Source organism: Salinisphaera sp. G21_0 (genome assembly GCF_017744115.1).
GTDB lineage: Bacteria > Pseudomonadota > Gammaproteobacteria > Pseudomonadales > Endozoicomonadaceae > Endozoicomonas.
The window spans coordinates 1-12,831 of the sequence record NZ_JAGHQW010000091.1; the positions used below are offsets into that span (position 1 = coordinate 1).

At 49.8% G+C, this 12,831-nt stretch carries 14 protein-coding genes; 5 read left to right on the top strand and 9 right to left on the bottom strand.

The annotated features are described in order from the left end of the window. The 7 genes from J7439_RS23925 to J7439_RS23955 form a co-directional block, all read right to left on the bottom strand. The coding region (locus tag J7439_RS23925) for a phage tail terminator family protein (RefSeq protein ID WP_209204571.1) at positions 1–387 on the bottom strand (387 nt) is incomplete at its 3' end. Then, positions 365–958 carry a hypothetical protein gene (locus tag J7439_RS23930; protein WP_209204572.1) on the bottom strand — a complete coding sequence of 198 codons (594 nt, stop codon included), beginning with the start codon at positions 956–958 and terminating at the stop codon, positions 365–367. The genes J7439_RS23930 and J7439_RS23925, both read right to left, overlap by 23 nt. Next, positions 948–1,241, bottom strand: a complete 294-nt coding sequence (locus J7439_RS23935; protein ID WP_209204573.1) for a head-tail joining protein — start codon at positions 1,239–1,241, stop codon at positions 948–950. The genes J7439_RS23930 and J7439_RS23935 overlap by 11 nt, the downstream gene beginning before the upstream one ends. A 24-nt stretch (positions 1,242–1,265) precedes the next feature. Further along, entirely contained in the window at positions 1,266–2,255 is a 990-nt protein-coding gene (locus J7439_RS23940) for a major capsid protein (RefSeq protein ID WP_209204574.1), read from the bottom strand. Between the two features lie 64 nt (positions 2,256–2,319). Further along, positions 2,320–2,691, bottom strand: a complete 372-nt coding sequence (locus J7439_RS23945; RefSeq protein WP_209204575.1) for a head decoration protein — start codon at positions 2,689–2,691, stop codon at positions 2,320–2,322. A gap of 38 nt (positions 2,692–2,729) precedes the next feature. Beyond that, positions 2,730–5,030, bottom strand: a complete 2,301-nt coding sequence (locus tag J7439_RS23950) for a phage portal protein (protein ID WP_209204576.1) — start codon at positions 5,028–5,030, stop codon at positions 2,730–2,732. 169 nt (positions 5,031–5,199) lie between these two features. Further along, entirely contained in the window at positions 5,200–5,799 is a 600-nt protein-coding gene (locus tag J7439_RS23955; protein WP_353623114.1) for a phage terminase large subunit family protein, read from the bottom strand. 179 nt (positions 5,800–5,978) lie between these two features. Here J7439_RS23955 and J7439_RS23960 point away from each other — a divergent pair, with 179 nt between their 5' ends. Both J7439_RS23960 and J7439_RS23965 read left to right on the top strand, forming a co-directional pair. Next, positions 5,979–6,233 (top strand): type II toxin-antitoxin system Phd/YefM family antitoxin, encoded by a 255-nt coding sequence (locus J7439_RS23960; RefSeq protein ID WP_163373296.1) that lies wholly within the window; start codon positions 5,979–5,981, stop codon positions 6,231–6,233. After that, complete coding sequence (locus tag J7439_RS23965) at positions 6,223–6,510, top strand: type II toxin-antitoxin system RelE family toxin (protein WP_163373295.1); 288 nt, start codon at positions 6,223–6,225, stop codon at positions 6,508–6,510. The genes J7439_RS23960 and J7439_RS23965 overlap by 11 nt, the downstream gene beginning before the upstream one ends. Here J7439_RS23965 and J7439_RS23970 read toward each other — a convergent pair. Continuing rightward, entirely contained in the window at positions 6,502–7,143 is a 642-nt protein-coding gene (locus tag J7439_RS23970) for a hypothetical protein (protein WP_209204577.1), read from the bottom strand. The genes J7439_RS23965 and J7439_RS23970 overlap by 9 nt on opposite strands. Before the next feature lie 230 nt (positions 7,144–7,373). On the opposite strand from J7439_RS23970, the gene J7439_RS23975 reads away from it, so the two are divergent. Then, complete coding sequence (locus J7439_RS23975) at positions 7,374–8,189, top strand: hypothetical protein (RefSeq protein WP_209204578.1); 816 nt, start codon at positions 7,374–7,376, stop codon at positions 8,187–8,189. 77 nt (positions 8,190–8,266) lie between these two features. Here the strand turns inward: J7439_RS23975 and J7439_RS23980 are convergent, their stop codons facing one another. After that, positions 8,267–8,458 carry a hypothetical protein gene (locus J7439_RS23980; RefSeq protein WP_209204579.1) on the bottom strand — a complete coding sequence of 64 codons (192 nt, stop codon included), beginning with the start codon at positions 8,456–8,458 and terminating at the stop codon, positions 8,267–8,269. 755 nt (positions 8,459–9,213) lie between these two features. Here J7439_RS23980 and J7439_RS23985 point away from each other — a divergent pair. After that, a complete protein-coding gene (locus J7439_RS23985; protein ID WP_209204580.1) occupies positions 9,214–11,892 on the top strand; it encodes an ankyrin repeat domain-containing protein in 2,679 nt (892 codons plus the stop codon). 579 nt (positions 11,893–12,471) lie between these two features. Further along, entirely contained in the window at positions 12,472–12,669 is a 198-nt protein-coding gene (locus tag J7439_RS23990) for an ankyrin repeat domain-containing protein (protein ID WP_353623115.1), read from the top strand. The last annotated feature ends 162 nt before the right edge of the window (positions 12,670–12,831 follow it).

Below are 12,831 nucleotides of genomic sequence, written 5' to 3' on the forward strand. Positions count from 1 at the left end.
TTGCAGGTCAGCAAACGATAAGTGTGCATTGCTTGGGGCAATATCAAACTGGGTTTCACTGAAGCTGATATGTCGGGCTTCCGGAGTGAAGCGTTGGCCGGTAGTAAATAACTCTCGAATGGAGCGGTTTAAGTCCAACAGGATGTAAGTGGTGTCTTTATTGGTTTTGGCCACGGCACTGATATTGAACGCCATCCGGTACTTTGCCCGTTGGCCCTGGCGTTGCTCTTCATTAATGGATTCCAGATGCACCAGAATAGCCGGGAGGTCTAAATCCTGTTCCTGACCAGTGGCTGAATAGCCAAGGAGCGTGTTTTCAGAAACCTGTTTCAGATGCTCTACCAGACTCACAATAATCTGTCGTTCAGGATTCGATGTTGAAGGCATAGTTCAGTTCCTGGTGGAGCAGGTCAGTAAACCGGTTTACCAGTAGAGGGCTGACTTTTTCCAGTGAGGTTTCGGCTTCCCTATCGATCCGGACGGTTTTCTTTTCCAACGGCAAACCCATCCACATCCACCGGCCTGAGCGTTTGGATTGTTGGTAACGGTGTTGCCAGTTATCCTTTCGTTCAAATATCAGTTCCCGGGAAGCATTGACCGGCTGCATCAGGAAACTGTTTTCCCAGAAACTGTGACTGCCTACCCGGACACCTCGGCGTGTTTGTCTTGGGTTACCCAGACGATGGGCACCCACTTCATTAATACCAATCCAGATGGTCAGGTAACGCTCTTTTCTGCCGTAGCTTTTATTGAGCCTCACCTTGATCCGGTTCAGCTCCTTCAGCCGTTTTTGTGATACTTTCATGCGTCGGGACATATCACGTAGCACTTGCCGTTCAGCCCAGCGGCTCAGTTTGGACAAGGCTCTTTGAATGGCTTGCTCTGTTTTTCCCGGGGACTGTTTGAACAGGGCGGTGAGTTCTTCAATATCGCTGCTGACTTCCTGTTTAATGAGCATGGATATTCCATTTGGCTAAATAGCCATCGTCTTTCAGTTTTCGGTCGACTTCATAAACCTGACCATTGGCCAACACGGTATCGCCCCGCTTCAGCCGGATAGCACTATCCACAGAGAGAATGGTGACTTCACCCTGGACAGCCTCATATTTGCCAAGCTCTACCAGTTCTTTATTGATAATGCCCCGGGTTTCCAGCGATGACTGATCCGAAAACGTCAGTAAAACCGACTGCCCAAAGGTTGAAAGAATGGTGTGGTCCATCACTTTGAAGGCTTTATCCATTGGAGCAGTCTCCTGTTGTTATGGTTAGCTCATGGTCAGCTTGATCACTGCCCGTGGTCGTAAATTGATAGGCAACGGATTGGATTGGGTATGAACAATCACACCCTTCTCAAAATCCATGACCTTCTGCTTGGCGGAGCGTGGCAGGCCGATGGTGTTAACGGTTTCGACAAAATCTGCCGGCGCAAACCAGGTCTTGAAGAAATCCGCACCGGTTGGGTAGAGATAAGCTTCATTGGCCGCGACAAAGTCATTGCCACCCACTGAGCCCCGGTACTCTTCCCAATCAATATCCGCAAAACGGAACCGGCCCTTGGGATCGGTACGCAGGGCTTCACCATCCTGCCAACGCTGGTAGGCTTCTTTTACTGACTTGTGGCCAACCAGCCCATCAAAGAAGTCAGAGCCACAGAATGCATGGAGACCGCTGTAGGGCAAGGCTCCCAACGCATCATCCACCAGACGACGGGCTTTTACGCCCTGGGCACGAACGTCAGTGGTTGTGCTGCTGAACTTGAAGTCATGGGTTTGCTGAGTAACACCGAACTCATCAAACAGGTTGTAGAGAATGGTGCTGCCATCGCCATCCAGAATTTCACCCTTGAGCGCCCCCATGCGTAGAAACTCCAGCGTCACCTCATGGTTGGCATTCATCTTCTGCAGCCGTTGGTTCACAACAGCCTGTACTCCCTGCATGGCATCCTCACTGCCAAACTGACGGACATTCTGCACTTCCGCCGCCAGAATGGTGCTGTCATGGGGAATATGGGGCACCACAAAGCTGCGCAGCTGACGTTTATCGCCAATGGCCTGAGTGGCAGGTGCGCCACGCTCTGTAGAGGGCAACAAGCGGAGTTCTCCGTTAATGCTCTCTACCACGACGGTTGCTGTATTGATACCGCTCTCCTGAAAGAGGCCCAGTTGCCCAAGACGACCAGGCTTGTAGTCCATCTCATTGATGGTGGCGGTCAGACTGGTAAGGCTGAACGCATCGTCATTAAAAATATCCAGCATGTTATCGCTCCTTGATAACGGAAGTTTGTTAAGAGTGAGTTACAGAGGTAAAAATCAGGAAGGGTTATTCACTGCGCAGAATAATATCCAGTCCGGCCAGTTGATCTACGGCAGTCGCCTTTTGCTCATCGGTAATCCCGGCAGGCCAGATCAGCAGACTGTCCACCACTTCTGCCAGACGGGCGATGATCACACCGTCACCACCAGAGGCATCGGTCACCTTGGCAGCGTAGAGAATGCCAGCAGCGGTTTCAGTGCCATCAGAAGCACCTGGATCGAGGGGCTTGAATGCTCCGGTAGCCGATTCTTTGCCGACCACCGTACCAGGCTTCATCGTCAGGTTCGCAGCCAAAGGCACCAGCTCACGGCTAATGGTGTTATTGCCTTCAGACACCAGAAATTCACCGGTATAGACCGATTCCGTTTTTACGCTCATGGGTAAAGTCCTTTTGGTTGGAGGATATTAGACAGGGGTTAAGCGCGATTACGCCGACTGTAAATTGCCTGCGTATCTATGGCAGAAGTGGTGGGTTTCAGGCCTTGCTGCTTGGGCGTCAGGGCATTGTTGATGGGTTCATCTTCAGAGGTCAGTAATGCCAGGAGACTATTCTGCACCTCGGATACCGAGCAGTCGTCTTTTATAAAATCCGCTGCCTTATCCGGGAAGCCTGCTGTCTGGCAGAGGTTCTTAATCTGGTCATAGCTGGCGAGTCGAGCCTTGACCTCATCTTCCGACAGTGCCGCTTTAAGAATTGCAGCGGTTTTTTCCGCATAACCAGCCTGACGACAAAGATCAGCAATAGCCACAGAATCAACTTGAGGTTGCGGCTCCACCGTCTGATTCTGCGGCGGAGTTGGCTCTGCCGGGTTTTTAGCTTGCTCGATACGTCCATAGCCATCCGGTGCGTTATTGAACATGGAGAGATCAAAGTGGGCAGTGGCCTTCACCGGTTCATCAATCTGATCCACCAGGCCCATGTCCAGGGCTTCTTTTGCGGTGAACCAGGACTCCGATTCCATCTGCGCCTTCATTTCTTCTAGGCTCTTACCGGTTCTGGCAGTGTAAGACACAGCAATACTGTCCGCGATCTTATCCATAATATCGGCGGTTTTGCGCATGGCTTCGGCATCGCCCTGTGCCCAGCCATAGGGGTTATGGATCATCATGGCATTCTCAGCGATGGTGACCGTATCACCGGCCATGGCAATGACACTGGCAATGCTGGCCGCCAGCCCTTCGATGGTGACATGGATATTGGCTTTATGCAGACGCAGGGCGTTATAAATGGCAATGCCTTCAAACACCATACCGCCCCGGCTATTGAGCCGGACATTGATCTCTGAGGCATCCAGATTACGGATGTGATCCACTACGCTCTGTGCCGAAACGCCGTACCAGTCATCAATATCATCGAAGATGAATAGCTCCGGAGTCTGATTGGCTTCGTTTTTAAAGGTGTACCACTGTCGGTTATGACTCATCCCTGTCATCCTTTGCTGGTTGATTGGAAGATTTATGGTTTTCCGGATCACGGCCATGCTGTCGTATTTCAGTGAGTGGCTGTCTGCCCGGCGATTATCCGCAGCGATTTCGCCATCCATCTGCTCGTTGTCATAACCCAATTCGCTGACCACCTCTGAGCGGGACTTGAAACCAGAACGCACGGCCATTTTCTGTGCCTGCATATCCTGAACCGGGTGCATATACGGCCAGCCATGGGCGATCCACTTCACCCGGCGATAGGCTCTTGGGTTATTGGCATACTCTGGAATAGCTACCGAACCACTGAGCACCGCCATATCCAACCAGCGGTTCCAGACCGGCCGACAGAACTGAAAGATAATCTGGTTATGCTGAATCTGCTGAATGCGGCGGCGGAACCCATTGATGATCAGCCGCAGTGCCCGGTCACTGACTCCCGCCATATCACCCGACAGCAGTTCATAAGGCAATCCAATACCTGCGGCAATCGCCATTAACTGTTGCGTCATAAAATTGGGATAGTCTGCGGCAGTACCCGGTGGATTATTGAACTCGACCTCTTCACCCGGTGCCAGCTCCTGCATGATTCCTGGTTCCATCGCTACCATGGGCAGACCATTGTCGCCAAACACCAGCGGCTTGCCGGTCAGAGGATCAATAGGGTCTTGTTCCGGAGATGACTTTTTAATAAAGCCGGTAAACAGGTTGGCAATCTCCTGCCGTAATAGCGTGGCGTCATCAAATTTGTCCAGATGATAGAGTCTGATTAATACCTGAGTCAGTAATGGCTGGCCTCTTAGCTGTCCCGGACGCAGGGCTTCAAATATATGAAGAACATTGTCGGCCTTCACCCGAACCAGTCTGGTGCTGTCAAAAGCAAACTCGGCTGGATGCTCCCCCCGGTGAAAGTAATAAGCGACTCGCATCCCCAGCTTGTTAAACTCAATCCCCGCCTTAATCACATGGCCATTATCCAGTGTTTCGTTATAGCTGATGGGGACAAACTCGGATTCCAGCACCTGCAGTTGCAGGGGAACGGATAAACCGTCTTCCAGTCTGCGGGGACGTAGCCTGACAAAGCACTCGCCACCTTCAAACATGGCACGGGTAATCAGCGATTGCTCGCCAGTGAAACTCAGCAGACCATCAGCGTCCGATTCATCCGACCATTGCAGAAACAGGTTTTGGTTCGTCGCCCTATACCGGCAGCGGTATAGGCTGAGTTTTTGAAACGACGAAACAGGTTGGTGAGCAATCCCATGCTCAAACTCCCTTGGATGAACAGATGCCATACTGCTTCGGACGTTTTTGCTGCTTAACCAATTCCCGTTCGATGGCCTGCAATCGCCTTTCCATTTCAGCAAAGCTACTGTACTCCGTCGACCTTCAAATTCCACGGTACGTGTCTCACGCAGCAGCACTGCCCGTTTCAGAGCCTGGTATTCTGTCTGATCATGGAGGTTATCTCTGAAGGTAGGAGCTGCGGGATGAACGACGGACTGGTTTTGGCTTGTTGCTGGTTTCTTCTAATTCAGGATCAGGCGTATCTTCTGGTGCTGGTCGGCCTTTTGCCAATAAATCCAGATTGATGGGACTACCCTCACCATCCACATCATCGTCGTAGGCATCCACTTCATCCATAAACAGAAAACGGGCAGGCATTGAGCGAAGGCCTGCTGCTGAGTTGGCTCCGGTAAAGATCAGCACACCATTGGGAAACTCCTTGGTCAGCAAAGTATTGCCACTGTCCCGGCTTCTGGGATCTTTCACCTTCTCCCGCAGATCCGGCATTTCATCGATCATCGGAGCAATCCGCTGCTTTGATGTCCGCTTGGCCATATCCAGCGTGGGAAGCACATACATCATGGGACCCGGCGTATGGTCAATCACATAACCAAGCCAGTTATTGCCGCATTCGGTGCCACCCACCTGGGCACCCTTCATAAACACCACCTGCTCAACAGGCGACGATGGTGACAGACAATTCATGATTTCTTTCAGATACGGTGTGCGGGAAGTTCGCCATCGGCCAGCTTCTTTGGTGGCTTTTGCCGGAAGAATCCGTTTCTGGTCAGCTCATTCGGAAACGGTCAGGCGAGTGTCCGGCCTCAGCCCTTTGAAGAAGCCTTCAAAATATGGGCTTTTGACTGACAGGCTATCAACCATTTAAGCAATCTTTGAAGAAACCTAATAATAGGTCTATTATTTGATCTATTAATCAACCGTAAAAGGAGCTAGTTATGGCCTCAGTCCATCCTATTCTCGCTGATGTCAGTGCCGGGATATCCGAACTCAAAAAAAACCCGATGGCTGTTCTGAAAGAAGCCAATGGTGAAACCGTGGCCATCCTGAATCGCAATCAACCCGTGTTTTATGCAGTGCCAGCCCATGTTTATGAAGCTATGCTCGATGCTCTGGATGACCTGGAACTCGCAGCCATCGTCGAAGAACGCAAAAATGATGAGCGGATTCGGGTAAATATCGATGACCTATGAGCTGGATTTTTCTGCACTGGCATGGAAAGAATGGCAGAAACTCAACTCCACAGTGAGAGAACAGTTCAAAGCCAAGCTGCGTAAACGCTTGGAGAACCCTAAAGTTTCCAAAGATAAACTGTCCGGCCAGAAAGACTGCTACAAAATCAAACTGCGAAATTCGGGCTATCGGTTGGTTTATCAAGTCTTGGACGACGTTGTTGTAGTATTTGTGATCAGTGTCGGTAAACGAGAGCGAAGCGAGGCCTATAAAGCCGCTCAAAAACGACTACGGTAAAACCATAGCATTAAGTATCGCTTCCAACTCCTCTTGAAGTAGCTCCCCCACTTTTCCTGGGTCATCCTCTGCCGCCAACACATCCGCCATCCGATCAGGAATGGCCAGCAGTTCATCTCGAATAATCCGGCCTGCCTTGAAAGCATCCTGCTTTACCTTAGCTGCATCGGTCAGGGTACCGCTTTTTTCCTCATACTCCAGCTTGGCCTTGAATGCTTCCCGCATGGTGCGGGCAGTGACAAAGTCAACAGCTCCCGGTTGTGTCGGAGCAAGATCGGTGGATTGATCGGAACGGATAAGCGTCACTGGGTCATTATTGGCTTTCATCGCCTGTTCAGCCTGCACCGAGTCCACCTTGCCATTTTTCAGTTTCACAATGCCCTTTTTAATCAGCTTGGTGACATAGCCTTTGGTAAAGCCTTGCTCCTGGCAAATTCCGCTTGTGAAATCAGCGCCATGGGAAGTCATACCTACAGCCATCTCATTCAATATGGACATTCGCCCTAAAAAACACTGGCCACTCAACTCTGGATTGTATTGTGCGAACAGCATCCGGAATTTGAGCCGTGGGATTTTCCCGATGAAATCCAATTCCGAAACCTGGTAGAGCAGCTGATTGATGACTGGCTTCACCAGCGGATTTCCAGAGAATTAACGATTCGGCAATGGCTGGAAAAGCAGCAGTAACTCAACCGCCACGGATGGCGCTGGTTTCGACAAAAAGGTATACCTGCTGTGCCATTTTTGAAACCGGATTTTCTTATTAATTATCAGCCGGTTAATGCCAAAAAGTATACCAAGGGGTAACTCTTCGCTAAAACCATAATTCAAGCATCAAAAGTCATGTATTCAACCCTTGGCAGATGCTTGATATCTCCCCTGAACCTGAATGCACTTCGGGTCAACCCGGCACTCCCTTCAGTCTTGTTCAAGTCAGCTTGACCAAGCAGGAATGCATTGATCTCAAATGGCAGGTCAATCACTATCGGGATCTGTGGGAACGAGCTCGAGATCGTGAGCGCGAATTGACAGCTGCCATTGCCTTGATGAAAAAAGAACATAAGGCTGAAGTCGAGCAACTCAAAGCGCAAAACAAAGAACGCAATTCTCAGCTAAGTCACATGAAACATATGGTCTTTGGTCGCTCTACCGAAAAGAAAAGTCGCTCCAAACAAGGTCAGGAAAAACAAAGCAAAAACACTACACGACAACCGACAACCCGTAAACGTGGCCAGCAACCGGGAACTCCGAGCCATGGCCGGAGAAAACATGAGAACCTACCGGTGGTTGACCAGGACGTTGACCTGCCTGATGACGAGAAACATTGCCCCACCTGTCGTTTACCCTTCCATCCATTCCCAGGCTGTGATCATTGCGATGTTATCGAATTCCGGTCAACAGACAACTTAATTCGTATAAGCAGCGTGGGCTTTATCTGGCCGCAGGAACGATTACCTCTGGCAAGTGGTCGTTTGTATTACTTAAACGTGCAGCGACTTCTTGTTCGGAATGATCCGCAGCAGTGGCCAACACGACAGTTGAGGCTGGAAAAGCAAGTTGAGCTTATAGCCTCTCAGCGGGACAAGGAGCTGACACGCCCAAGGCTGGCTCCAAAGGCAAGGAAAGTGTTGGAGAGCCTGGCAAATCATTGGGAAGCTGTGGCTGACAGGTTATCTTGAAGCTTGCATTGCCAATGACCGGCAACCGCCAGTAGATTTAAGTCAGTGGATTCCCTGACTGATGGATGAAAGTCGCCTCAACGAATTACGAATCCATGACCCGCCTGCCAGCTAAGGTCAATCCAGTCTGAAGGTCTTTTAAAGGCAATGGCAAGATAAACCCAGCACTGCCCAAGGATATTAAGTGGCACGATTCTTCTTCTGACTGTGCTGACGATGTGTACGGCAGGCAGGAGCTTTCGATGAACAGCGTTCGATGGTCTGGTCATCCAGAATCATCGAAACCGGTTCGTCTTCGGGCACTTTTGAGCTAACCAATAGTAACAATCGGGCTGCAAGACTTCACCAGCGCCAGCGACCAGTGGCAACCCAGTGATGATAACTGCTCCAGACTTTATCGTACTGAATGGCCAGTAATGCCTGAGTCAGGAATCCTTCCCCGGAAAGCATACTACCGATCAGCAATCCACAAAATACGGGCCCAGCCTGGGTAGAAACAGCTTCGGCAAGAAATGTTATATAAAACAATAGTGCTTTTAATAATATGCTTTGCCCTGAAAAAATCATCTCAATCGCCTGAATTTATAGTTCCGTGACGATTGGTTTAGATCAAAAAAAATAGTTCTACTGTACTTCTGAATCTCTAAAGTAGAGTTTGTGGTTGCCATCACTTGAATACTGGTAAACAAACGACCATTGCCAGACAGGTGCACTCTTGACTCAGGGGGTACGACAGTCGTCTTGTTAAAATGCTGTTTTTTTTTTATGGAATTTTCCTTGCTGATTTTTGTCCTACTCACAGTTTTGGGTCATATAGCAGGCTAAAGCGATGGATGGTGTCGGTAGAAACGGGGCAGATGTCCTCTTTAAGTGTTCTTACTGTGGTGGAGGGAATACCGGAAAACTTGGTCGACGTTCAGTGGTCGAAACAAAGTGCGAAAAACATGAAATGGGGCACTTGGAATGTATACGCAAAAATGCTAATTCATTGAATAAACCGGAAAAGTGTAAGTGTGGACCGGGCATGTCCTTGCGTCGAAATGAAAAGCCATTGTTAAAGGATGCCTGTCAAAAGGGGGACTTGGAAGCTCTTAAGTTGGGACTTGAACTGAAACCTGAAGGCGACGTCACTTCTGCTCTTTCCGCTGCAGCAAGAGCGGTAGCTGAAGCTGAAGCTAGTGGGCATACTGATAGCCAGGACTACACCGAGTGCTTCCGGACTTTGTCGAGTGCTATTCAAAATCACGCGGATGAACATAAAAAATTGTGTGCCCAATTAGCAACATTGGCGACAGGGGTTGGAGTGGCCATAGCTGGATTGACCACAGTTGAAGCGGCAGCTTTCAGTGCAAAGTTTGTTGCGCTTTGTGAAATTGTGGGTGAAATTGCGAATATGTATATTACCGGATTTCCAATGGGGACGGTGATGTCGATGGTTGGTTTTGGAACTCTGCTATCTTCGTGGGATCTCTCAGCCTTCCCACATATCATGGCATCTATTTCAGTATTATCAGGTTCGGTATTATTAGGCATTGCTACATCAAACCTGGCACATAACGGAGGTGAAAATATCGGAAAAAAAAGGGGCAACGCCATTTATCTTGAGGACGGTAACACCCCACTGCATATTGCTTCTCAAAACAACGCTTACCAATGCGTGAGAACTCTGGTTGATCAGTGGGCAGGTCGAGATCAGCAAAAATGGAGAATTATAAAATTAGCTTTCTCGACGATCATGAATGCTATTTCCGGTGGCATATCCGCATCTATGCCGGGTTTTATGGAAGGATTAAATGATTCTTATAACGATTTATTTTTTCTGACTCACAGGTGGGATGTCAACACCGCCAATCAGGATGGCTATACACCTTTGCACTTTGCTGCTGAGAATAGTAGCGCCAGATGCCTGGATGCCTTGCTCTGGGCTGGAGCTAACATCAATGCCACTGATAGCAAAGGCTGGACGGCTCTTCACTTCGCTGCTCAAAACGGCTGTGCAGAGTCCATCAAAAAGTTGCTGGACTGGCCATCTCGCGTCAATATCAAGAATAACGATGGCAATAGGGCTCTCGACCTGGCTTGCTACAATGGCCACATAGAGGTCATCAAGGTCTTGCTGGCCGCTGAAGACGTTAACGGTGCCCTGCGCGAAGCCGCCGAGCAGGGAGAAACGCTGTGTCTTAAACCCCTGATCAACGTGGGAGCAAACGACCTTGACGGTGCCCTGCGCGAAGCCGCCAGGTGGGGGAAAAAGCAGTGCCTTGAACTGTTGCTTAACGAGGGAGCGAAAGACCTTTACGGTGCCTTGTATAATGCTGTCCTGACGGGAAACAGTGAGATCCGGGACGTTCTGATTAGTAAAGGAGCGGATATTACTACCGTACTGCGCACTCCTGACAGCGAAGATGATTCTATGAAAGCTTTCATTAGCCGGATCATCTCGAGATACATCAATGCAACCGATGAAAGAGGCACAACGCCACTGCATATTGCCGCTGCCAGGGGCCATACCACACGCCTGCAAAAGCTGATTGAAACCAGGGGAGTGGATGTCAATGCCAATGATAGCTATGGCAATACAGCTCTGAGCCTGGCTGCCTGCTGTGGCCACACAGAGGCCATCAAGATATTACTGAACAACTCCGGTACTTGTGGTATCCAAGTGAATGCCAAAAATAGGTTTGGCAATACGGCTCTTCACTTTGCTGTCTGGAATGATCACACAAAGACTGTCAAGGAGCTGGTGTCCGCCAGAGGAATCAATGTCAATGAGAAAAATAACAATGGCCAGACGGCTCTCCACACAGCTGCTTCTGAGGGCCACACAGGGACCATCCAGACATTGCTGACCAAAGCCCCCTCCCTGGCCACAGAGAAGGATAACGGTAGCGAAACGGCTCTCCACACAGCTGCTTTTCGGGGCCAAACAGAGGCCATCCTGACATTGCTGACCAAAGCCCCCTCCCTGGTCACAGAGAAGGATAACGGTGGCTACACGGCTCTCCACACAGCTGCTTCTGCGGGCCAAACAGAGGCCATCCAGACATTGCTGACCAAAGCCCCCTCACTGGCCACAGAGAAAAATAAACGTGGCTTTATGGCTCTGCACTTAGCTGCTCGTTTAGGCCAAACACAGGCCATCCAGACATTGCTGACCAAAGCCCCCTCCCTGGCCAAAGAGCAGGATAACTTTGGCGATACGGCTCTCCATACAGCTACTTCTGCGGGCCAGACAGAGGCCATCCAGACATTGCTGACCAAAGCCCCCTCCCTGGCCACAGAGAAAAATAAACGTGGCTTTACGGCTCTCCACTTAGCTGCTCGTTTAGGCCAAACACAGGCCATCCAGACATTGCTGACCAAAGCCCCCTCCCTGGCCACAGAGAAAATTAACGGTGGCTTAACGGCTCTTCACATAGCTGCCTTAAAAGGCCAAACAGAGGCCATCCAGACATTGCTGACCAAAGCCCCCTCCCTGGCCACAGAGAAGGATAACTTTGGCGATACGGCTCTCCATACAGCTGCTTCTGCGGGCCAAACAGAGGCCATCCAGACATTGCTGACCAAAGCCCCCTCCCTGGCCGCAGAGAAAAATAAACGTGGCCATACGGCTCTCGACACAGCTATTTTTCAGGGACAAACAAAGGCCATCCAGACATTGCTTGCTGACCAAAGCCCCCTTACTGGCCAAAGAGGAAAATAACCGTGGCTTTACGACTCTCAAGAGGAAACCGAGAGGAAACCGGGGTCGGGTCTTGATTCTTGATCTGATCGTCTCACACTTCCACTTCGTACTGCGCCAGATTCGGTGCGGTTCCTTTAATCTCCCCATCTTGGATAAATGCCTTCTGTCGTGCAGAAATTGACTCCCCCTTGACGGTAATTACTGAACCATCCCTTAGCGCGGCCTGACTGGTGCCGTTGCCATTATTGGCGGTAGTGGCAACAACCCGGTCGCTTCCAGATATCAGGGCTTTGAATTGCTGCCAGAGTTTGTGGTTGCCATCACTTGAATACTGGTAAACAAACGACCATTGCCGGGCAGGTACATGCCTGACTCAGAAGTTACGACAGTCGTCTTGTTAAAAATGCTGTTTTTATGGAATTTTCTCTGCTGACTTTTGTCCTACCCACAGTGTTGAGTCAAATAGCAGGCTAAAGCGATGAATAATATCAGACAGAACACGTTCGTATTTAATTGCCCTATCTGTATGGGTGTCTGACCCATCAGAGGACAACTTGGTGGGCGTTCCATGCGGCTTGTTGATAACAGAAGAGGAATATTAATGTCACTGATAACGACGGCGTGACGCCTTTGATAATAGCTGCCTTTTGGGGCAAATTTGATCGACTGACACAGCTGATCGACGCAGGAGCAGATATCAATGCCGCTGCTAACACCGGCACAACGGCACTGACTTGTGCCGCTTGCTGGGGGCGAATCGATTGCCTGAGAATGAAAACCGGGGTCGGGTCTTGATTCTTGATCTAATCGTCTCACACTTCCACTTCGAAAGTTTCACATCATCATGATTAATAGTCATATCAAATCCTTATGCTTTTTTTGATGTAAATAGTGAATGTCAGGAAGGAACTTGTGTAACGAAGCGGGAGTCTTAAGCTGTGATTCAATAACTTGATG